At 37.4% G+C, this 22,776-nt stretch carries 20 protein-coding genes and 1 pseudogene; 11 read left to right on the top strand and 10 right to left on the bottom strand.

Going from position 1 to position 22,776, the window contains the following annotated elements:
* Positions 1 to 65 precede the first annotated feature (65 nt).
* The 4 genes from B554_RS0105820 to B554_RS0105805 are packed head-to-tail and all read right to left on the bottom strand — an operon-like array spanning position 66 to position 4,910.
* Entirely contained in the window at positions 66 to 1,157 is a 1,092-nt protein-coding gene (locus B554_RS0105820) for an ABC transporter permease (RefSeq protein ID WP_019457301.1), read from the bottom strand.
* The gene (locus tag B554_RS0105815) at positions 1,154 to 2,284 is read right to left on the bottom strand and encodes an ABC transporter permease (RefSeq protein WP_193760136.1); all 1,131 of its coding nucleotides are present in this window, start codon (positions 2,282 to 2,284) and stop codon (positions 1,154 to 1,156) included. The genes B554_RS0105820 and B554_RS0105815 overlap by 4 nt, the downstream gene beginning before the upstream one ends.
* A 3-nt stretch (positions 2,285 to 2,287) precedes the next feature.
* Positions 2,288 to 3,409 (bottom strand): HlyD family secretion protein, encoded by a 1,122-nt coding sequence (locus B554_RS0105810; protein ID WP_019457299.1) that lies wholly within the window; start codon positions 3,407 to 3,409, stop codon positions 2,288 to 2,290.
* A gap of 13 nt (positions 3,410 to 3,422) precedes the next feature.
* Positions 3,423 to 4,910, bottom strand: coding sequence for a TolC family protein (locus B554_RS0105805; protein ID WP_019457298.1), 1,488 nt, complete (start codon positions 4,908 to 4,910; stop codon positions 3,423 to 3,425).
* A gap of 376 nt (positions 4,911 to 5,286) precedes the next feature.
* On the opposite strand from B554_RS0105805, the gene serC reads away from it, so the two are divergent.
* The gene (gene serC / locus B554_RS0105800; RefSeq protein WP_019457297.1) at positions 5,287 to 6,366 is read left to right on the top strand and encodes a 3-phosphoserine/phosphohydroxythreonine transaminase; all 1,080 of its coding nucleotides are present in this window, start codon (positions 5,287 to 5,289) and stop codon (positions 6,364 to 6,366) included.
* A gap of 56 nt (positions 6,367 to 6,422) precedes the next feature.
* On the opposite strand, the gene B554_RS18940 is transcribed toward serC, so the two are convergent.
* Together B554_RS18940 and B554_RS0105790 are read right to left on the bottom strand one after the other, a co-directional pair.
* The gene (locus tag B554_RS18940; RefSeq protein ID WP_019457296.1) at positions 6,423 to 6,569 is read right to left on the bottom strand and encodes a hypothetical protein; all 147 of its coding nucleotides are present in this window, start codon (positions 6,567 to 6,569) and stop codon (positions 6,423 to 6,425) included.
* Between the two features lie 33 nt (positions 6,570 to 6,602).
* Positions 6,603 to 7,544, bottom strand: coding sequence for a hypothetical protein (locus tag B554_RS0105790; protein WP_019457295.1), 942 nt, complete (start codon positions 7,542 to 7,544; stop codon positions 6,603 to 6,605).
* Between the two features lie 256 nt (positions 7,545 to 7,800).
* Here B554_RS0105790 and B554_RS0105785 point away from each other — a divergent pair, with 256 nt between their 5' ends.
* Positions 7,801 to 8,286 carry a YaiI/YqxD family protein gene (locus B554_RS0105785; RefSeq protein ID WP_081400310.1) on the top strand — a complete coding sequence of 162 codons (486 nt, stop codon included), beginning with the start codon at positions 7,801 to 7,803 and terminating at the stop codon, positions 8,284 to 8,286.
* 10 nt (positions 8,287 to 8,296) lie between these two features.
* The gene (locus B554_RS0105780; protein ID WP_019457293.1) at positions 8,297 to 9,205 is read left to right on the top strand and encodes a DMT family transporter; all 909 of its coding nucleotides are present in this window, start codon (positions 8,297 to 8,299) and stop codon (positions 9,203 to 9,205) included.
* A 29-nt stretch (positions 9,206 to 9,234) separates the two neighbouring features.
* Here the strand turns inward: B554_RS0105780 and B554_RS19250 are convergent.
* Positions 9,235 to 9,315: pseudogene (locus B554_RS19250) on the bottom strand (PilZ domain-containing protein); the annotation flags it as partial.
* 137 nt (positions 9,316 to 9,452) lie between these two features.
* Between B554_RS19250 and B554_RS0105775 the strand changes: the two are divergent.
* The 3 genes from B554_RS0105775 (at position 9,453) to B554_RS0105765 (ending at position 13,883) form a co-directional block, all read left to right on the top strand.
* Positions 9,453 to 10,688 carry a lipoprotein-releasing ABC transporter permease subunit gene (locus B554_RS0105775; RefSeq protein WP_031944926.1) on the top strand — a complete coding sequence of 412 codons (1,236 nt, stop codon included), beginning with the start codon at positions 9,453 to 9,455 and terminating at the stop codon, positions 10,686 to 10,688.
* Positions 10,681 to 11,367: a lipoprotein-releasing ABC transporter ATP-binding protein LolD gene (gene lolD, locus B554_RS0105770; RefSeq protein ID WP_004699850.1), complete on the top strand. Its 687-nt coding sequence runs from the start codon at positions 10,681 to 10,683 to the stop codon at positions 11,365 to 11,367. The genes B554_RS0105775 and lolD overlap by 8 nt, the downstream gene beginning before the upstream one ends.
* An 83-nt stretch (positions 11,368 to 11,450) precedes the next feature.
* Complete coding sequence (locus tag B554_RS0105765; RefSeq protein WP_019457291.1) at positions 11,451 to 13,883, top strand: DNA internalization-related competence protein ComEC/Rec2; 2,433 nt, start codon at positions 11,451 to 11,453, stop codon at positions 13,881 to 13,883.
* Here the strand turns inward: B554_RS0105765 and B554_RS0105760 are convergent.
* On the bottom strand, positions 13,836 to 14,819 hold the full coding sequence (locus B554_RS0105760) for a lysophospholipid acyltransferase family protein (RefSeq protein WP_081400309.1): 984 nt from the start codon (positions 14,817 to 14,819) through the stop codon (positions 13,836 to 13,838). The genes B554_RS0105765 and B554_RS0105760 overlap by 48 nt on opposite strands.
* 132 nt (positions 14,820 to 14,951) lie before the next feature.
* On the opposite strand from B554_RS0105760, the gene sppA reads away from it, so the two are divergent.
* Positions 14,952 to 15,968 carry a signal peptide peptidase SppA gene (sppA, locus tag B554_RS0105755; RefSeq protein ID WP_019457289.1) on the top strand — a complete coding sequence of 339 codons (1,017 nt, stop codon included), beginning with the start codon at positions 14,952 to 14,954 and terminating at the stop codon, positions 15,966 to 15,968.
* Positions 15,969 to 15,987: 19 nt separating this feature from the next.
* Positions 15,988 to 16,797, top strand: coding sequence for an alpha/beta fold hydrolase (locus B554_RS0105750; RefSeq protein ID WP_019457288.1), 810 nt, complete (start codon positions 15,988 to 15,990; stop codon positions 16,795 to 16,797).
* A 63-nt stretch (positions 16,798 to 16,860) separates the two neighbouring features.
* Here B554_RS0105750 and purN read toward each other — a convergent pair whose 3' ends face one another.
* The gene (gene purN, locus B554_RS0105745) at positions 16,861 to 17,490 is read right to left on the bottom strand and encodes a phosphoribosylglycinamide formyltransferase (protein WP_019457287.1); all 630 of its coding nucleotides are present in this window, start codon (positions 17,488 to 17,490) and stop codon (positions 16,861 to 16,863) included.
* A complete protein-coding gene (gene purM / locus B554_RS0105740) occupies positions 17,487 to 18,557 on the bottom strand; it encodes a phosphoribosylformylglycinamidine cyclo-ligase (protein WP_000071984.1) in 1,071 nt (356 codons plus the stop codon). Before purM ends, purN begins: the two co-directional genes overlap by 4 nt.
* Before the next feature lie 135 nt (positions 18,558 to 18,692).
* On the opposite strand from purM, the gene cxpE reads away from it, so the two are divergent.
* From cxpE to rbtA, 3 genes are all read left to right on the top strand, one after another.
* Complete coding sequence (gene cxpE / locus B554_RS0105735; RefSeq protein WP_019457286.1) at positions 18,693 to 19,886, top strand: chloramphenicol efflux transporter CxpE; 1,194 nt, start codon at positions 18,693 to 18,695, stop codon at positions 19,884 to 19,886.
* A 20-nt stretch (positions 19,887 to 19,906) separates the two neighbouring features.
* Positions 19,907 to 20,605 (top strand): DnaA regulatory inactivator Hda, encoded by a 699-nt coding sequence (gene hda / locus B554_RS0105730; RefSeq protein ID WP_004699865.1) that lies wholly within the window; start codon positions 19,907 to 19,909, stop codon positions 20,603 to 20,605.
* Between the two features lie 307 nt (positions 20,606 to 20,912).
* Positions 20,913 to 22,766 (top strand): rhombotarget A, encoded by a 1,854-nt coding sequence (rbtA, locus tag B554_RS0105725; protein WP_019457285.1) that lies wholly within the window; start codon positions 20,913 to 20,915, stop codon positions 22,764 to 22,766.
* The last annotated feature ends 10 nt before the right edge of the window (positions 22,767 to 22,776 follow it).

Here is a 22,776-nt window from a genome sequence, read left to right as displayed (position 1 = left end):
ATTTTTAACTATAAGATTTTATAGTAAATAAAATTATAATTTGTATGTAATGTCTATTCATATTCTCACTTATTTTCTTTTAAGCGAGAATACGCTGTAATTAAAAAAATGATTCCAATTGTTGCAAGAAAAATTAATTTAGGTATCACAACATTTAAAGGAACACCCATTTGATTAAGCTGTACAAACATTTGTACACCGTGTGTAGAAGGTAAGCACCAAGCAAACCATTGTAACCATTCAGGCATGGCATGGTGGGGCCATGCGGTACCAGTTAATAAGAAAAGCGGAACTGAACTAAATACAATAATATGTCCAGCACGTTCAGGCATGTCTAAAAGTGAGCCAATCAACATGCCTAATCCAATCACACAACTAATAAAAATTGGAACCGCGACGAGTAAACCAATAAAATTTCCACCGTGTGGATAGTCGTTGAACCACAAGGTAAAACCAAAAAGATAAAAACTACCTAAGCAACCAATAGTAAATAGGCTGGCAAAAATTCCAGCAAACCGAACAGCTGTAATTTTTTTATGCTGTTCGCGGTAGCTTGCAATCAGCATGGCTAAGCCTAATACAATCGTTTGATGAATAATGAGTGTGGCAACTGCTGGAAAAATATAGCTTCCATAACCTGAAAGGGGATTAAATAAAGGAACCTGATGAATAGAAAGGGCTGGTTGGAAATGAGTACGCTCTCCAAATTTTTCAACATATTCTTTTAATGTGGCCTCAATAGAAGTAGCAAGACCTAACCCAATTTCTTTAGTTTTTAAAAAGTTGGTTGTACTTAAGTATAAGCCAATACCACCAGTTTCTCCGCGGCGTAGGCTCTGTGTTAAGTTGTTGGGTAAAAGTAAAATACCATCTGCTTTTTGTTCACGAACCATTTGTTCGGCTTCGAGAAAATTAGCAGTGACATCAACAATTTTAACGTGCGGACTATTGCTAGTTTGTCCAATAATTTGAGAGCTTAAAAGACTCTGTTCCTCATCAACAATGACAATTGGAATTGATTCGGCACGTTCAGCTTTATAGGCAGTTGGATAAAAAAAGCTATAAAGAATGACTGATAAAATCAGTGTAGTGAAAACCGAACTGTTACTGACAATATCTTTAAATGTTTGGGCATAAGCCTTTAAAAATTCTTTCATTGTGCTGTCCCCCGAACTAGTTTTTTAAGCAGCAAGGAACTCAAAATGAAATAAATAAGACAGTAGCCAATCAGTATTAAAAAGGGTGTCATTGAAATAAAAAGTGGACTTCCAATCACCCATTGTTCGGTTTGGAGCTTTGCATAAGGTGTATATGGAATAATTAAAGACCAAAATTTAGTGAAAATTGGTGCATTATTTAAAGGCAGAGTAACCCCTGCAAAACTTAAAGAAGACCCGCCATATACCGCAATAAAACCAAAAGTTTTACTTAAATTTTTGGTGGCAAGAATGACGGTGCTACTAATGAGTGCATAAGAAAAATAAAGCAAGAACTGGGCAACTAATAAGAAACTGAGAGAACCTGCGACAAACCAACCGCGAATCTCAACCAACCAAAACATCCATAACCAAGTCCAGAGACAAAAAATAAAGCTATAAAGTAAATTTTTAGTCAGTAAGCCGCGAATAAAATTTTCACGGTTAACCCACTGGTTTAATGTGCCGCGTTTAAGCTCTTGTCCAATAGCAAAAGCCACACAACAACAGAGTAATAGATGCAAAACAGCAGGAACCATAAAAGGTTCTAAATAAAATTCATAGCTCATGCTTGGGTTATAGAGCGTTGAAATTTTAACGTGCGCTGTAGGAACATCTAAATAGGGGATATTATTTGCTAAATAACTCTGGCCTGCATAGTCTGCTAAAGCATTGAGTGTACTGACTAACATGGCAGAGGAAATCGTATTTCCTACGCTAAAAAAAGATTGGTTAAATGCAATGCTAATTTGAGCGTCTTGAGCTTTTACAAAACGTTTTTCAGCACCGTCAGGAATAAAAACATAACCCCAAATTTTGGTTTCATTGAGGAGTTTTTCAGCTTCGGTCGGGCTTGCAGTAATTGTTTTAACATCTACCGTATGGTTTAACGAAAGATATTTTTCAATATTGCGGCTCAGCTCACTTTGGTCCTGATCAATAATTGCGATAGGTAAATGTTCAGCCTTACCTGCATAAAACATGCTGCTAAACAAAAAAATGATAAAAGCAGGGATGAGTGTCACCATACACAAATCCCATTTATTGCTTCTTAAGTAGTTTAGTTCACGTAATATACTGGCAAACATGTTTTATTTTTCTTCTTTAATTTTAAATAGAACACTCATACCAACCTTTAAGTCTTTGACAGGACGCTCAGGCACTAGATGCAATTTAAAGCTACGAATATCATAACCACCAGTCTGACGAGTGGTTTTAATCGTGGCAAATTCACCTTCAGCATCAATATTTTTTACTTTAAACATTACGGTTTGATTCAGCGCAGGAATGAATCCTTCTAGCGTTTTGTTTTTATAAACAGAAGCGTACTGATTTTCACCGACATTTAAACTCACCCACAAATCATCATCTTCTAAAATGCTGACAACCGGCACACCTATTGCAACTAGTTCAGAAGGTTTACCATAAGTTTTTGAAACTGTACCTGAAATAGGAGCGAGTAAGCGGGTTTCTGCTTCAAGTGCTTGGGCTTCACTGACAGCTGCTTTTGCAATATCCACTTGAGCATCTGCTGTAGATTTCTGCTGACTGGTACTTCCGCGCTTTGCTCGCGCATATTGTTGATAAGCTGCCTCACTTAACTCTTGAGCAGAGGTTTGGGCTGCAAGCATCTCATCTCGTCTTTGACGGGAAATGACACCTTGTCTATATAAATTTTCTCCACGCTGATAAGTGGTTTTTGCAAGATTTGCTTGAGCTTTCATACTCTGCCAGTTGGCATACAGAGTATCAATATTTTCTTGTTGCGAACCTCGATCCACAGTCGATTGAAGTGCTAAAGCTGATTGTAAGGTTGCTAAGGCTTGTTGCTTTTTGGCTTCTATTTCTGGACTGACTAAACGAACTAGAGGTTGTCCTTTAGAAACTTTTTGACCTTCTTGTACATAAATTTCTTCAATACGACTTGGAACTTTAGTGCTCACGTGAATCGTTTCAGCCTCAACTCTGCCTTGTAATTCAATAGGCTTTGGTTGATAACTTTTCCACAAACCGAAAATGATCAAACCTAACAAAGCAATAATGACTACACCAATTATTAGTTTAATTTTTGAATTTTTAGGTGGCTGAGTATTACTTTTATTCGACTTTACTTCTTGAGTATTGTCAGTTTGAATATTTTGTTGATCTTGACCTGTTTGCTCTGTATCCGTAACAGGTGAATCTTGTTGAGAAGAAGATGATTCTTGATTCATTTTATGCCCCTTATTAGCGGATATAGTCAGTATGTGGTTGAGTCACATAAGCTTTAAACTGGTCCATAGAACCATGGCTTTGCAATAAGGTTGCAAGTGACATGACATATTTATATGCATTTAAAGCCATTTCTGTTTTTAGAGCACTTAATGCATTTTGCGCATCAATAACTTGTGTGGCTGTTCCCATACCTTCACGGAATGAAAGTTCCTGAATACGTAAGTTTTCTTGAGCTGCACTAATATTTCTTTGCAATAACGTGTGACTTTGCTGTGCTGAATTGAGCTCGTTATATGATTTATTCAATAATCCTTCAATTTCTTGTTTAGTTCGCTCAGTTAATAGTTCTGAGGCATAACGTTTTAACTCGGCCGCATGAATATTCTTATTTTTATCTACACCTGAAAACAAGTTGTACTTTGCCATCACACCTACAATCCAGTTTTCCTTTTCATCTAGTGCATATTCGCCAAAAGCAAATAGACTTGGTTTCTTTGCTGCTTGTTGAGCTTGAATATTTGCATTAGCCAATTGAGTATCTAACTGCATTTTTTGCACAAGACTCGATTTTTGAGCGTAACTACTTAGTAGTGCTTCTAAAGATTGGCTACGAACTGTATTTACAAAAAGAGGAGTACTTAAATCAGCATTACTTTGCTGATGAAGAAGATTGTTTAAACTGAATTGACTGGCATTTAGGTTTGCTTGTGCGTTTTGTAAAGCTCGCTCTGCATTGTTACGAGCAACTTCAAATTGCATGCGTTGACCTTTACTAATAAAACCTTGCTGTTCGAGCTTTAACGCATTGCTATAATGTTTCTGCATTGCATTAAAGTTAAATAAGCTACTAGCGACTAGTTGCTGTTGTAATTGCACATTGAAATAACTTTGTACGACTTCAAACCGCTGGATATCTTGTTGTTGCTGGCTTGAAAGTTCTGAGCGCTGGGCCTGAATGTTGGCTATCTTTTTTGCACTGCTGGTTAAGCCCCCTGTATAAAGAGGCATCACGACTGAAATAGACGGGCGTACGACTTGATCTTCTAAAGTTAAATTGGCGTAGTTAGGAAAGCGATTTATCCCATCATGGATGATTTGGTTTGAACCTTCCTGAATTTGTCCCAAAACATCGGATGGAATGACATTGTTCCACTGGGACAATTTGTCATTTAGCCCTTGGCTTAAATCATTCTCAAGCTTTTGTTTGAAACCACCAAGTGGTACGTCTGTTTCACTGTGAAATGCGTATGCTCTTACGTTTAAATCAACTCTAGGTAACCCTAGGCCTTTGACTGCTTCAGCTTCTAATTGAGAAGCTTGTTGCAATGCTTGGTTGGCTTGGGTGCTATATGAGCTTTTTAAAGCTTGTTGTTCAGCTTCGGCATAACTTAAGCTTTGTGCATAAATAGGCGTTGCAATAAATATTCCCAATACCAAAGTAAGATAATTGGGTTTAAAGAGAAAAGGGCGTATTGACTGTCGATACTGATGTGTTGGCATTTTATATAACAATTTTTGATCATCCCTTATAGTTTAAATTTCTTGTTATTAAATTCAATTATCATATTGTTTATTATACAATTGTATAGAAGCACAAAATGATTTTGAGTTTATTTTACTTGATGGAAAATTATACAGCATACTTTATATATTCATCACAGTATGGGAAACTCCATTCACAAGTCAAGTTGAACTTTATTTAATAAAACTTATAAAAAAATAAGTGAAAGCAAAGAAATAAATAAAATAGTTATTGAAAAAATAAACCTAAATACGTCCTAGCATTGAAATATTTACTAGAGAAGCTGCTGCAAGCTTAAGCAATCTGTGGTTAAATGCCTTTTTTTATTGTGTTTCACTTTACAAGGGAAAAATCATGCGCGCGTACAATTTCTGTGCTGGTCCTGCTGCATTACCTACTGCCGTTTTAGAAAAAGCTCAACAAGAATTGTTGGATTGGCAAGGTAAAGGTCTATCCATCATGGAAATGAGTCACCGTAGTGCTGACTATGTTGCGGTAGCTGAAAAAGCTGAAGCTGACTTGCGTAAGCTTATGAATATTCCTGAAAACTATAAAGTGCTATTTTTACAAGGTGGTGCGTCATTACAATTTTCAGCAATTCCTTTAAATCTGCTTGGTAAAAATAACAAAGCAGATTATATCCATACAGGAATTTGGTCTGAAAAAGCGTTAAAAGAAGCAAAACGCTATGGCGATATTAATGCTGTAGAAGCAGGCATTAAAGTAGATGGTAAGTTCGCAATTTCTGATCAAAGCGAATGGAACTTATCTGATGATGCTGCTTATGTTCACTATGCAGATAATGAAACAATTGGTGGTTTACAGTTTGCAGGTATTCCTGATGTTAAAGCACCACTTGTTTGTGACTATTCATCAAGTATTTTATCTGCTCCATTAGATGTGACCAAGTTTGGTTTAATCTATGCTGGTGCGCAAAAAAATATTGGTCCTGCTGGTTTAACAATCGTTATTGTTCGTGATGATTTACTTGACCAAGCTAAACCAGAAATTCCAAGTATTTTAAAATATGGTGATCAAGCGAAAAATGGTTCTATGGTAAATACACCATCGACTTATGCTTGGTACTTGTCTGGTTTAGTATTCGAATGGTTACTAGAGCAGGGCGGGGTAGACGCTATTCATAAAGTTAACCTTGAAAAAGCTCAGTTACTTTATGGTTATATCGATTCAAGCGATTTTTATAATAACCCGATTGCTATTCCAAACCGTTCAATTATGAATGTACCATTTACTTTGGCAGATGAAGCTTTAGAAAAGCAATTCTTGAAAGAAGCTGAAGAAAATCATTTATTGAACTTAGCAGGTCATCGCTCAGTTGGTGGTATGCGTGCAAGTATTTATAACGCAGTTCCATTAGAAGGCGTTCAAGCACTTATTCGCTTCATGGATGATTTTGCTAAACGTAATGGTTAATTAAATCAAATAAAAAAGCCCTCGAAAGAGGGCTTTTTTATTGTGTAATTTATTCATTAAAAAGGAACAAAACCAAATTGATGAATCATCATCGCGGCTAAGAACATACCTAAAACAAAAAAGCAAAACGCACCAGTATCGACCCTTATACGTGGGTTACTAGTTTGAATGAGGCTGGTGGTTTGTTCAGGTATAATCTTCATTCAATAGCCTAATTTTTAAAATATTAGTGAAATTCAATTAGTTTCACTATTTTTAGCATAAATATTCGCCTGAATCCAGATATTACCGCGAATATATTCACCAATATTAAAGTTTTTGTACAAATCATTTTGGGTCGCAATGCGCACTAATATGGCAGGAAGATCATCTTCTAAAACTAAAGTGACATCATAAAGAGTATATTCTGCTCCCATAAATGACATTGAAGTTTTACCTACAATATTACCTTGGAACCAAGCTTCATCTTCCTGACCAAGATTTTCTCCATATAAATATGCAACCATTTTAGAAAAATCGACCGTTACAGGTTCATGATCTTCCTCAGTTTTTGGTTGCCATTCATTAATGAGCTCTTGTAGGTTTTCAGGTGCAACTCCATTATGTTCAGTCAAAATTGCATTTAACGCACGGTGGTGTTTAATAGATGCTGGGTCATCTACAACAATGGTTTCACCAGCAGGGACTGCTTCTAACTCATAGGCCCATGCATTAAATTGAACTTGATAAGTTTGGGTTTTGTCATATTGACAACGATTAACACTAAATAAATTATCAAATGCATAAACAGTTGTATTTTTATTTAATCTTAAACTTAATACTGCTTGAGTTGCTGAGTCACAAGTAATGATGCGCTCAATTTGCGCATTATATTGATAAGGACTTTCAAAACTAGGGAATGCTGTTTTTAGTGCGCGCGGTTTTTGATTTTCAACCGCAATAATTTGGTTAATGGTGACATTCTGTCCTTGAGGACCCTGAATCAGCCAAAAAGATTGATCCATCTCATCTTCATGCTGACATAAGCCCATTGGCATTACAGGTGCATCAAGCGCCAGTCCAAGCCATTTTGGTACATCTGTCTCTGGATGGGAGGTTAATAGATTCCAATGCTCGCCATGACTACCAAAATTTTGGTCGTTTACCATAATAACTTCTGGACTGTTTTGATTTTTCATAAGTACGATTGATGTTGGGTTTATCTCACTTGTTATATTAAATCGAGGGTAATTGCTATTTTTCAAGTCAACATGTGTAAATTCTCTTGTAAAAGCACATATTTACTTATCAAAAATCCTTCCAGTCGATAAATCACTCGCCTTTAAGAGTAAATATGCTCGATTGTTAAGATATTGTTAAAATTAAATTTAGAAAATAAGTTTTATATTTAGCGCTATTCTCGAGTGAAATGCATCTGTTAGACTTAGATTTTTAGTGGAAATAGAGAATAACGTGCTGCCATTTAAGCTGTGGGTAGACGCAGATGCATTACCTAAAATTTTGCGTGAAGTCATTTTGCGAGCTTCAGATCGTTATCAGTTGGAAGTGATTTTTGTAGCCAATCAAAATGTCGGAATTACCCCGTCGGTACGTATTAAGTCAATACAGGTTTTAAGTGGAGCCGATCAGGCCGATCAGGAAATTGTAGACCGCATGTCTGAAAATGACATTGTCATTACACAGGATATTCCGCTTGCTGCTCAAGTCATTGAAAAAGGCGGTATTGCAATTCATCCACGGGGTGAGGTTTATACCACTGCGAACGTAAAAGCACGTTTGCACTTACGTGATTTTATGGACACGCTGCGCGGCGCTGGTGTACAGACAGGTGGCCCACCTCCAATTTCAGAACGTGATAAGCGTGAGTTCTCGAGTTCACTCGACCAAACGATTTTAAAGCAAAAACGTAAAACTGCTTAGTGAGCCTCTTATGCCATCCCAAACCAACTTGGCTTCAACGTATGTGTTGCTTGTATTTATTTGGGCAACGACACCTTTAGCCATTGTATGGAGCGTGTCTGATTTACATGTCATGTGGGCTTTGCTGTTACGTTTTTATATAGCATTACCTCTTTCGGTTATCGTGTTATTGGTCTTAAAAACAGCTTTTCCGATTCATAAACAAGCTCTCCATAGTTATTTTGCAGGTTCTTTTAGTTTAATTGGCTCTCAAATTTTTACTTATGCTGCAACTCAGTATTTAAGTTCAGGCATGATCGCCCTTATGTTCGGTCTGGCACCTATTATGGCTGGTTTAATTGGTCGTTTCGGGTTTGGTCAGCATCTTTATAAACTACAGTGGCTTGGTATGGCGATTGCTGTTTGTGGCCTAGCAATCATTTGCTTAAATGGATCTGGTCAGCACGTGCATCCATTTGGCATTGTTTTAATGTTGATTAGTGTTTTCGTTTATTCATTTTCTATTTTTTGGGTAAAAAAAGTGAATGCCAAAATTCAACCTATGGCTCAGGCAACAGGCTCAATTTTGGTATCTTCACTTTTGGCGAGCTGCCTAATTCCATTTATTTGGCAATATGCACCGACCCATTTACCGCAAGCTAAATCTCTATTTGCTTTAATTTATACAGTGCTTATGGCCTCGCTTGTGGCTATGTTCTGTTATTTCAAACTTGTACAAAATATAAAGGCAACTACTTTATCGCTTACCACTGTTATTACGCCTATGTTAGCTATGGTGATTGGTGCTGTTTTAAATCATGAGCATCTTTCGATGATGGTTTTTGTGGGGGCATTTATTATCTTGTTTGGTCTATTCCTTTATTTCTATAAAGACATTCAGGCAAACCGTAATTTTGCTCAACATATTAAATCTAAATAGCAGAAGATGAGGGTAATTTGTTGAGCTTATTCATTAAATTGTTCTAATTCGTAGCTAAATGCATGATCAAATTGATCTCATATCTTAAGTAGTAGAAAATAGCGCAGCAATATAATATTAGGATTGTTAAGGATAGGTCAGAACTTACTGATTTTTAAACCTTAATACTGCATCTAACGATATGGCCAAATAGGAAGTGTAACTTGCACTTCTCTATTTTCCATCAATGACCTTGGATTTAGAAGGTATGTTTAAACCAATCTCACTGTATATAGGGTTGAGATATACTCGCGCACGACGCAGTAATCATTTTATTTCTTTTATTGCATTGGTTTCGATGATCGGTTTGACACTTGGTGTTGCTGTACTGATCACGGTACTTTCTGTAATGAATGGTTTCGACCGCGAATTGAAAAATCGTGTTTTGGGAATGGTTCCGCAAGCGACAGTTTCATCGACGCAAATTCTTACGGATTGGCCTGAACTGGTTAAACGAGTTGAAAAACATCCCCATGTCACTGGAGTTGCACCTTTTACCCAATTGCAAGGTATGTTAACTGCTCAAGGGCAAGTGGCTGGTATTATGGTGACGGGTATTGACCCAAAATATGAGAAGAATGTATCTATTATTCAAGATCATATTGTTGCTGGTAGCCTTGACTCACTGAAAAAAGGTGAGTTCGGTATTGTGCTTGGTAAAGACATGGCCGATTCACTTGGTTTACGTCTAAATGACAGCGTGACACTGGTTTTACCTGAAGCAACTCCATCTCCAGCAGGTGTTGTGCCTCGTTTTAAGCGCTTTAAAGTGGTTGGTATTTTCAGCGTAGGAGCTGAAGTGGACTCAATGGTTGGGTACATTGCTTTATACGATGCATCGACTTTATTGCGTTTACCTGATGGTGCTCAAGGCGTCCGTTTAAAAATGGATGATATCTTTGCTGCTCCTCAAGTTGCCGATGATATTGTGAAAAATTTACCAAGCAATTTCTATGCAACGAACTGGACCTATACACACGGTAATTTGTTTAACGCCATTCAAATGGAAAAAACATTAGTTGGTTTATTACTTGTACTGATTATTGTAGTTGCGGCATTTAATATTGTCTCTTCTTTGGTCATGGTGGTTACCGACAAAAAATCGGACATTGCAATTTTACGTACTTTAGGTGCGTCACCATCTATGATTACTAAAATCTTTATGGTGCAAGGTACAGTGATTGGGGTGATTGGTACAGTTGCTGGTACGGTTTTAGGTGTAATTTTGGCACTTACAATTAGCGATATTATTTCTTGGTTTAATAATGTGCTCGGACTTAATTTGTTCGATGCCTATTTTGTACATTACTTACCTTCTTACTTAAGATGGCAAGATGTGACAATTATCGTAATTGTTTCTTTACTCTTAAGTTTCTTGGCAACTATTTATCCGGCACTTCGTGCAGCCAAAGTTCAACCTGCCGAGGCATTGCGTTATGAGTAAAATCGTTTTAGAAGCAAAAGAGATTTATAAGCATTTTGATGACGGTAAATCTAAGGTTGAAGTCATTAAAGGTCTTTCTTTACAGGTTGAAGCAGGGCAGTTTGTATCTATTGTCGGTGCAAGTGGTTCGGGTAAAAGTACTTTGTTGCATGCACTTGGTGGCTTAGAGCAACCAACTCAAGGGCAAGTATTTCTAAATGGACAGCGCTTTGATAACTTGGGTGAAGCAGAGCGTGGTTTCCAACGCAATAAATACCTAGGTTTTGTGTATCAATTTCACCACTTGTTACCTGAGTTTTCTGCACTTGAAAATGTAGCAATGCCTTTAATGCTTCGAGCAGACAGTCAATTTAAGTCTGTAAAGGCACAAGCTGAGTATTTGCTAGATCGAGTTGGGCTATCTCATCGTATGGACCATAAACCAGGTGAACTTTCTGGTGGTGAGCGTCAACGTGTGGCTCTTGCTCGAGCATTGGTGACTAAGCCTGCGGTCGTTCTAGCTGATGAACCAACGGGTAATTTGGACCGTAAAACAGCTGTGGGTATTTTTGAGTTACTTACTGATCTTAAGAAAGAACTAAACATGGCAATGCTCATTGTGACCCATGATGAGCAATTGGCTCAGGCGGCAGATTCTATCTTACATATGGAAGATGGTTTGTGGGTAAGCGGTTCTTAAAAAATTGTCATTAAATCACATTGTTAAAGCCCACTCAGTTGGGCTTTAATTTTGCCCCTAAAATGATAATGACAAGATTTTGAATGTTTAAAATTATTCTATTGGGGTGGATTGGCGGTATTGCATTAATGGGTATTCATTTACCTTTAATCATGCAATATGGAGAAGTAGCTAAAGTTCTACTTTTACTTACCTTTATTTTTTATCTTTTTAAACGATCAGTATTTGTTGGTCGACCACTTTTAAAGGCAATGTATTGCCTGTTATGTACAACAAGTCTGTTTATTGTCGGGTATCAATATGCCGAGAATGCACTGATCGAACGCTTACAACAAAGAGAAACAGATTCAAAGAATCTCGATATTATTGTTCATATAAAGCAACTCAGTGAAGAAAAAGACAATAAAGTTCAACAAATTGCACAAGTATTAAACTTATCAAAAGAACCAGTAAATTGGCTATTGTATTTGAAAAATAATAATCAGGGTGTTTTGAAGGGCAGTCAAGAACTTGAATTAGGCCATTACTATCGATTATCTGGAAAAACAAAACCTGCTCATAGTTATGCCACAACAGGAGCTTTTGATCAGGAAAAGTGGTTTATTCAGCGAAATATAATGTCTGGATTTACTGTTCAGCATATTGAACCTTTAAGCCTTGATGAGATCTATCGATTAGGATATCAACAGCATTTGAAAGAGCAGCAGTCCTTTTTTAATAGATTTCATTTAAATATCGAAAAGCTTCGCTTAACTTTTAGGTATCTATTACACAATTCTTCATTACAGCAAAAGGGCCTACTTTTAGCTTTGCTGACTGGTGATGAAAGTCTTTTATCAGATGAAACTCAACTACAATTTAAACAATTAGGAATTGCTCACTTATTGGCGATTTCAGGGCCACATGTACTTATTTTTGCCATCATGTTGTCTTGGGTGTGTCATCAACTCATTTGTCGTTATTACCCTCAAATTTATTTATGGAAACCCAAACAAGTTTTATTGGCTGTACCATGCTGCCTCGGGGTTTTAATTTATACAGCTTTTGTTGGGTTTGAAATTCCTGCACTACGGACATTGTTGTCAGTCTTTATATTTATTTCTTTCCTAGTATTAAAACAACCCCTTAAACCATTTGCATTACTTGTATATAGCGCAAGTCTATTGTTGCTAATGGACCCGTTTAGTGTCCTTTCTGCAGGTTTTTGGCTGTCTTATGGGGCATGCTTTATTTTATTAAGAATTTATCAAACTATAGTGCAGTTACCTGAGCAACATTTTTTAAGTCTGAGTTCAAAACTGATTTTTATGAGTAAGGTGTTAATTGAGTCTCAGGGCAAAATATTTATTGCATTGAGTCCGTTAACCTTACTTTTCTTTCAACAAATTTCTTGGGTTGCTCCATTAACCAATATTATTGCTGTGCCTATTGTTGGCAGTGTTATTGTTCCATTAAATATTTTGGCTGCTTGTGCATGGTTTATCGTCAAACCATTCGGGAATATGCTATTTCACTTTAATGATATTTTACTGAGTATCTTACTAAGTTGCTTAAGCTTATTAGAAAAACTCTCTCTAACAATACAAGGTATAAGCTTGACGCCACTGGCTTTATTCGCAGTGAGTTTAGGTATTCTTATTTTATTTTTACCTAAAGGTGTTTTGCCAAAAACATGGGGAGTACTCTGTTGTTTACCCCTAATTGTAATGAACAAAACGAACCAGCAAATTCAGCTTCATATTTTAGATGTTGGGCAGGGGCAAGCTTTTTTGTTGCAGCAGCCTGAACAAAACTGGCTAATTGATACAGGTGGTTCTTATGATGAAAAGAAATTTAGTATCGGTCAAAATGTTGTAGTCCCATTTTTACGCCAACAAGGTGTAAAACAATTAGATCGTGTCGTGCTCTCTCATCTTGACCAAGATCATAGTGGTGCTTTTCCTGCTATTCAGCAAGTAATTCCAGTCAAGCAAGTTATTTCAAATGAGCAATCTTCAAATACTCTCAAACAGTCATTTCAATATTGTCATCAAGGTCAACACTGGCAATATCCAGAGTTAGATATTCAAGTTTTATGGCCTAAACAAAAAGATTTAGTTTTTGTTCATTCTCAACAGAACCAATATTCTTGCGTTGTATATATCCACTTTAAAGGAGTCAGTGATTACCAAAATTTTCTGATTATGGGAGATGCAGGATGGGAAGCAGAATACGAGTTGTTAAAAGACTATCCACGCTTAAAAGTAGATGTTTTGATATTGGGTCATCATGGAAGCAAGCACAGCTCTGCTTATGATTTCTTAGCAACTTTAAAACCAAAACTGGCAATTGCATCAGCAGGGTTTGATAACCGTTATGGCCATCCTAGCCAAGAGGTTATCAATCGTTTAAAAGCCCTTCATATTCCACTTAAAAGTACAGTAGAGCAAGGAGCGTTAAGTTTTGTTCTGGAGAATCACAAGATGGTTTTACACGACCGACGTTTTGAGCGGCTCTGGTTGCGTAGAGCTCTCTAAAGCTTCAGCTTTGAGTCTATTCACAGTTTTTATCGCTTCTAAAGGGTCAATATTATAAACATTATCTAAAGCTGGGTTTGCTTTAAAGCGTTTATAGCTCCAGTGATAGTGTTCTGGATATTTATGAATGAGCTGCTCAATTGCTTGGTGGATGACATAAGTACCATCATCCGCAGAGCCTTCATAAATTTTCTCATCCATAGGTTCAATATGCATGGTAAAGCCGTCATTTTCATTACGGATTGCATAGAGAAATAAAGCTTTCGCTTTTGTTTTTTGGATGAGTTTTGCACTTAAATTACTTGAAGCAAGTGGAACACCAAAATACTTCACCATATCTCCACCAATGTTTGGAGTGTGATCTGGCAAAATGACTGTAGTTTCACCCTTTTTGAGTGCTTTAAAAATTTGTCTTACACCACTTTCATCGGTCGGAACTAAATTTGCTTGTTCACGACTGCGAGCTTCTCGTACAAAACGATCAGCATCATCATTTTTGACTGGTTTATATAAAATGGTCATTGATGTGAACTGGGCGCACCATGCATTCATGACTTCCCATGTACCAAAATGTGGGACGACTAATACAACACCTTTTTTTTCAGCTAGTGCATCATGAAAATATTGTTCACCTTCTATACGATGGATACGAGCAATGTTTTCTTGGTTGGATGAACCCCAAATACTTAAAAACTCAAAATATGAGGTCAGCTCATTTCTTACAGCTTTTTCTGTAATCGCTATACGCTGTTGCGGTGTTAAATGGGGCAGAGCAATTCTTAAATTAAGTTCTATACTTTTTGATGTTCTGGTAATTTTTAGAGTATTTACTAGGCCAGCCAATATACGAGCAATAGAACGCCCAAATTGAATAGGTAGTCGGCTAAATGTTTTGAGTAATTGATAGTTCATGCTTTTTGAATCTGGTCTAGTCATCTATAGCAGTAGGGAGGGAGCAACAAGTAAAAAAAGACAAAAATATTATAAATGAAATCATATTATTTAGACAGTTTTTATCAAATCAATGTATATAATGACATCATTTCGATTGATTTGGATTGGAATTTTATGTCCGATTGGCCACCAAAACCACAAAATGAACCTATAACCCCTAAACAGAATGGACCAGAATGGCAAATCCTTGAGAAAGCTGTACTCGCTTCTGTGGAAGAACAACGCCGTAGTCGTCGCTGGGGTATATTCTTTAAAACACTTACTTTTATTTATCTATTGTTCATTGTTGTATTAATGGGTAAAGGTTGCTCAACCAGCAAAGAAAGCTCTGCAGCAAGCAGTAGTAGTGCTCATCTGGCTGTGGTTGATATTGTTGGAACCATTGATGCTTCAAGCAATCAAGCGGTAAATAGTGAAGATACAAATAAAGCCCTTAAACGTGCTTTTGAAGCTTCAAATAGCAAAGCAATTGCACTTAATATTAATTCTCCTGGCGGTTCTCCTGTTCAGTCAGACGAAATTTGGCAAGAAATTCGCTATTTGAAAAAAGAACATCCTGATAAGAAAGTCTATGCAGTAATTGGTGATATGGGTGCTTCAGGTGCTTATTATATTGCTTCTGCTGCCGATGAAATTATTGTAAATCCATCAAGTTTGGTCGGTTCAATTGGTGTCATTATGCCAAATTATGGCATTACTGGCTTAGCTCAAAAACTCGGAATTGAAGACCGTACTTTAACAGCGGGTACCAATAAAGACATTTTAAGTATGACAAAACCGATCAATCCTGTACAAAGAGAGCACATTCAATCTGTACTCGATAACGTCCACACTCATTTTATTAATGCAGTGAAAGAAGGACGTGGGAAACGCTTAAAATCTAATGATCCTGCTATTTTCTCTGGTCTTTTCTGGACTGGTGAACAAGCAATTCAGTTAGGTGTTGCTGACCGTTCAGGTAACATTACGAGCTTGATGCGTGAACTGAAGCTTGATAATAAAGTTGACTACACGATTGAACGTAACCCATTACAATCTATTCTTGGTCGAATGGGTGCAGAAATGGGTAAAGGCTTAAGTGAGTCGGTTGCTCAACGTTTAGAGACGAGTCAAAACGCCAAGCTACAATAATTTAAATCAGGATAACGGTATGTCAGTAAAACCGGTTATACACTTTGCGCATGCTAATGGTGTGCCATCTATGGTGTATCAAAAATTGTTTGATCAATTAAAAGATGAGTATGACGTCATTTATGTTCCTCTTATTGGTCCTGACAAACGTTATCCAATTACCGATCATTGGCCTTTTTTGGTTGATCAGGTGATTGATAGTATTGTTCGTCAAGCTAAAGGGCGAAAGGTGATCGGACTTGGTCATTCGCTGGGTTCAGTTTTGACCTTAATGGCATCCTTTAAACGCCCTGAGCTTTTCTCACAAGTGATTATGTTAGATCCGCCTCTTATTTTGGGTCGATACTCTTTTGCTTTTCATATGGCAAAACTGTTTAAACCTAAAATAGTCGATGACATGACACCTGCGGGTTTATCTGCACGTCGTCGTGAACATTGGGAGTCACGTGAGCAAGCGGCTTCTTTATTGCGTCCAAAAGGTTTTTATAAAGACTTTGATGAGGACTGCTTTCAAGCTTACATTGATTATGCTTTGAAAGCAGATTCGGTACGTGGCGGCGTAACTCTTACTATTTCTCGTGAAGATGAAGTTGCGATTTTCCGTAAAAATCCTTCTTGGTGGTGGCTACCTATGCCAAAACCAAAAATGCCTGTACATTTAGTTGTAGGAAAAGAAAGTGCCTTCTTAAAAAGAGGTTTCCCTCAAATGGCAAAGCGTAAAATGGGAATTCCATTTAGTGTTGTTGAAGGAGGGCATATGTTCCCACTAGAGCATCCGATTGATACAGTGAATTATATTAAGAAGCTTATTCATAGCAATTTACGCTAATAAGATTTCTATAAAAAAGGACATGCATGCATGTCCTTTTTTAATTTTCGTTGAGCAAACCTTTTACCAAGATGCAAAACGAATAGGGTGTTCAAGAATTTGATTACGGAAATAGGCTTGTCCATTTTTCCATGTCAGTTGGCCATTACATAACCATTCTGCAACTTGAGGATAAATAAAGTGCTCAAGTTTATGTACACGTTCTGTCAAAGAGGCAACATTGTCATGTTCTTTGACTTCAATTGCAGATTGAGCAATTGCTTGACCAGCATCAAGTTCAGAAGTTACAAAGTGAACTGTACAACCATGCAATCGATCACCTGTATTTAATACACGCTGATGTGTATTAACACCTTTATAAGCAGGTAATAGCGAAGGATGGATATTGAGCATTTTACCTTGCCATTTATCGACAAAGTTAGCAGTTAAAATACGCATGAAGCCAGCTAAAATAACAACGTCAGCTTGCCAAGCCATAAGTTGCTGATGCATCGCTTCATCAAAATCGGCACGACTAGGAAAGTCTTTATGCGAAATTACCGCTGTCGCGATATTGGCATTTTGAGCACGCTCTAGGGCATAAGCATCGGCTTTATTAGACAATACACCTACAATTTGCCCTGATAGACGTGCATCTATCAAGGCTTGTAAGTTACTGCCGTTCCCAGAGACTAGAACAGCAATTTTCATCATTCAAAGATCACACGAATTTTTTCGTCTGCACCTTCCACTGATTCAGCATTTTCTTGGATATGTCCGATTTTCCAAGCTTTTTCACCTTGAGCATTAAGCACTTCAATTGCTTTTTCTGCATCATTTGCGTCAACTGCAATCACCATACCTACACCACAGTTAAAGGTACGGTACATTTCAAAACGTTCTACATTGCCTTCACGTTGTAAAAGTTTGAATAATTCTGGCCATTCCCAAGAAGCTTCATTAATTACAGCTTGAGCACCATTTGGTAATACACGTGGTAAGTTACCCGGTAAACCGCCACCAGTGATGTGTGCCATAGCATGTACATCAACTTGTTTGCAAAGCTCAAGAACTGGTTTTACATAAATGCGTGTTGGTTCCATTGCTACATCAGCAAGTGGGCGACCATCAATCACTTGAGTTAAGTCTACATTCTTAACATCTAAGATTTTACGTAGTAATGAATAACCATTTGAGTGAGCACCACTTGAGGCAACACCAATAAGTACATCACCTGATTTTACTTTAGAGCCATCAATAATTTTGCTTTGCTCAACAACACCTACAGCAAAACCAGCAAGATCGTAATCTTCGCCTTCATACATACCTGGCATTTCAGCTGTTTCACCACCTACAAGTGCGCAACCTGCAAGTTCACAACCTTTACCGATACCAGTAACTACGTTTGCAGCTACATCTACATTTAAGTGACCAGTAGCATAATAGTCGAGGAAGAATAATGGTTCTGCGCCACAAACTAAAAGATCGTTTACACACATAGCCACAAGATCTTGGCCGATTGTGTCATGACGATTAAGGTTAAGTGCTAAACGTAATTTAGTACCTACACCATCGGTTCCAGAAACCAAAACTGGTTCTTCGTAACCTTTAGGGATTTTGCATAGTGCACCAAAGCCACCAAGTCCGCCCATTACTTCTGGACGAGTTGTACGTTTAGCGACTGACTTGATACGATCGACCAGTGCGTCGCCCGCTTCAATGTCAACACCCGCATCTTTATAGCTTAAGCCGGTATTTGGGGTAGAAGTTGAGTTGCTCATAAATGAAGTCTCCGCATTGGCGGCAGATTATAACCTGAATATACGAAACTCTTATGTTATTTATGCTCGAAAATGCTATCTTTAATAAAAATATTTTTCTATTTATAACGATTAAATCAAAAAAGGCTAGATTTTATGCAAGATCGTATGCTGCGCCGTATTTTCTTACTCGCAGGTATTGTATTGCTGGTATGGGTATTATACTTGCTCAAGCCTGTGGTCATTCCATTTCTTGGTGCTTTTTTCCTGGCTTATTTATTTAGTCCACTGGTCGATGTTCTAGTAAAAATTAAGCTCCCTCGTTGGTTGGCAATTAGCATTGTTTTTATCGGTATTGGTGTAACTTTAACCGTAGCTTTGTGGTATTTAGTTCCACTCATCTGGAAACAGCTTGTTTATGCACGAGATAGTATTCCTGCTGGGATTCATTGGATTAATGCAGAGCTATTACCATGGATTTCTTCAACATTCCATGTCCAGCAAATGGAAATTGACACCGATCAAATGTCGAAAGCAGTTATGGATTATGTCCAGACCAATTACAGTGCAGACAGTATTCAGGCTGTTTTATTAAAGCTTGCACAATCAGGTCTGAATTTTATTCAGATTGGTGGAACAATTGTTTTAATTCCAATTATTGCTTTCTATTTCTTGCTTGATTGGGACCGTATGCTACAAAACTTACGTCGTCTCATTCCGCGTCCGTATGAAGCAACGACTTTGCAAATTGTTCGTGAGTGTCACAGTGTTTTAGGAGCATTTGTTAAGGGACAATTCCTCGTAATGCTTTTACTCGGTATCGTCTATGCGGTAGGTCTTCAAGTCATTGGGTTAGAGGTCGGGCTAATTATTGGTATGGTGGCAGGCCTTGCCAGTATTATTCCATATCTAGGTTTTGCGGTCGGTATTATTGCCGCTGTGATTGCAAGTTTATTCCAGTTTGGAATGGACTGGATGCATTTATTACTGGTTGGTGTGGTTTTTATGATTGGTCAGGCAGTAGAAGGCTACATTCTGCAACCATTCTTACTCGGTGATAAAATTGGTCTTTCGCCTGTTGCTGTCGTATTTGCCGTTTTGGCAGGTGCACAACTTGCTGGCTTCTTAGGCATGTTGATCGCATTACCTGTAGCTGCTGTGATTGTAGTGCTCTTGAAACATTTAAGAGAAAACTATGAAAGGAGTTCATTATATGCACCATCTTCTACATTAGTGATCCAAGAAGGCAATATTGAGCAAATTCATATAGAAACTGAAGATACTAAACTTGATCTTGAAGTTAAAAAACAGCAAGATACAGATACACCGAATCTTTCAGATCAGAAATAATTTCAAGGCCAATTCATTATATGCGTCAACTCCAACTGGATATAGAACCTCAACTTGATGCTCGAATCAGTGATTTTTCGGGACCGGGTTGGGGGCATGTAGTTGATGCAGTGCGTCAACTACATGCAGGTCTAGTCAATAGATTTTATATCTATGGTGGAGCAGGAACGGGAAAGAGTCATTTGCTATCAGCAATTTGTGATTCTTATTTAGAAGTAGGCAAGTCTGCAATAAAAGTTTCTCTGCTGGAACTGCTTGACGCTCCAATTGAGGCAATTACTTGTTTAGAGCACTATGACCTAGTTGCTTTAGATGATATTGAGTCAATTAGTGGTGTACCTCACTGGCAAAAAGCGGTTTTTCACTTAATGAATAATCATGAAGGGCAACTCGTGTTTTCTTCGCGTGTTGCGCCGATTGAATTGAAATTAGAGTTACCAGATTTGCAATCAAGACTTACTCAAGCAGTGAGTGTAAAAGTGCCAAGCGGAAGCTTATATGCTGATCGCTATGCTTTAGTAACCTCTGTAATGTCTAGACGTGGGATCCATTTCGATCAGCAGATTGTAGATTATTTGCTTTTGCATGGACCTCATCAGGCTTCTGTATTATTGCAAACGGTAGCTCAATTAGAGAAACTTCTTAAAGGTGAGAAGACGAAGCTGTCAAATGCAACTTTAAGACAAATCTATGCTTTAATTGATGAGTATCAACAATAAAAAAATTTAATTTTTAGCTTAAGCCTGTGCTTTACTATAAAAAATATTCATCTATTAACTACTTATAATTTAAATTCTAAAGTGCACTACTAAATTTTTAGATAAGTAAAATCTACATGTATTAATAGATGTTTAATTAAGCAAATATTTATGAAGCTGCTTATCTAAAATGACGCTATAGACCGATCAAAAGATCTTGAGAAATTCTGACTCCTGTGACAAAGTACGCACAAAGGATGCGTTTGCAAAAGTTAAAACTTTGCAATATTGACAAAGAAAAATGAAAAAAATAGGTAAGGAGAAGGGTATGCTCAAACGGAGCATTGCTTTTGCATTATTGGCTGCTGCTGGGCACGCTTATTCTGCTGATATTCAAGTCACAAGTTTAGTTGATGAAGATAAAGATGATACGGTATGTACCTTACGAGAAGCGGTACAATTTCTGAATTATCGTGGTTCATCAAACGCTGCTGATGTTGAAAAGTATGCAAATGGCTATCATGGCTGTGGAAATAAAGATTCCTCATCAAATATTATTTTGCAGCGTGATAACGAATATACGTTAAATTCAAAAATAACGATTACAGCCCCTCTTACGATCAGTACCGCAAAAAATGATTCTACGATAGTTGATACTGATCAGCCTGGTTCCCATAACGCAACAATAAAGATGGTGGGTACAGATCAGCTATTTAAAATTGATGATGGTAGTGTAGAGAAAGCATCCTTTGCTGTGACCTTGAGTGATCTTAACTTACAAGGCGCAGGTTCAAACTCTAAGGTATTAACAGGTGGTTTAATTTTAAACCATGAAAAATTGACTATCCAAAATTCACGATTGATTGGTGGGTATGCGAATCAGGGTGGAGCAATTTACAATCAAGGATTGTTATCTAAAACAGGCCAAACTGCTGGTTTTGTAAATATTATAAATAGCTTGATTCAAAATAATAAAGCGACTCAAGGTGGTGTTATTTATAGTGAACAGCCTTTATATCTCGTCACTCAATCTGTAATACGTGATAATGAAGTTTCTTCTTCAGATGGCGCATTATTTTATGGTGCAACAAAATTTGATGATGAAAGTACAGGAGGATACTTAAATGTACGTGCTATAGGCTTTAGTAACAGTACATTCTTCCACAATAAAGTTGGATTTATTGCAAACATTAAAGATGGAATGTTTGTTAATAACATTACAATGATCAAAAATGCAGCTGGGTTATTTCTCGATGCTCCACAGGGAAATGCTTCTGTTTCGAACAGTATATTAGTGGGTAACACTGCGAACTGTACTGCAAATACAGATGACAAGACCGTTATTCAAAGTAATTTAGTGATTGCTGACTGTAATCGTAATGCTACTGCAAAGTTACCTAATATCCTTTTTCCTGCTAGTGAAAAGTTAATCGCTGGAGATATCGATGAAGGTGTCTGTGATGTAACAGCGAAAGATGGTTTGTTATGCCCATTTAGCACGCCGAAAGATAGCTTTTTGGGATTTTTTAAGCCTCGTCTACTCGAGAGTTATAATAGCCTAGCTGATTCTTTAATTATCAATAAGGGACGGCTATATAGTGACGGTTCATCGGTTGGATTGGCTAGTTGTGAAAGACTTGACCAACGTGGAAAAAACCGTAGTGGCTATGATGAGCTGTGCGACTTAGGAGCAGTTGAATATATTTTAAATAATGAAATTGCGACTGTTGGACAGGATATTAAATATGGACAAGTTGCAAAATTTAATATTTTAGATTCTTTAAGTGAAGCTGATTTGGTCACACCTGCTACTTGTAAACGTTTATTTGGTGATCGACCTGATGGTAAAGACTGGCAACCAGGTTGTTTAAAAATAAAACAGAGTACTGATACTCCAGTTTCTAAAGGCAGCATAACAATAGACCAGAATGGAAATGTCGTTTACACACCAAATGGAAACTGGCATGGTGCAGATATTTTTAGTATTCAAGTTGTTACGAGTGTATCAAGATTTAATGATGGTTCAGATTTCCAATATGTCTCGATTCCGGCAACTGTAGTCCAAGAACCTTTATCTGGTATCGAAGATAAATCTGTAAGTACTGGTGGTGGGGGAAGTATAGGTGGCGGTTTAATTTTAGGGTTATTTGGTTTAATCGCGCTACGCCGTTTCAAGTCATAATCAGGGATGA

It is taken from the genome of Acinetobacter sp. GG2 (assembly GCF_000292385.1).
Lineage (GTDB): Bacteria > Pseudomonadota > Gammaproteobacteria > Pseudomonadales > Moraxellaceae > Acinetobacter > Acinetobacter seifertii.
This window is presented reverse-complemented; position numbering and strand designations above follow the sequence as displayed.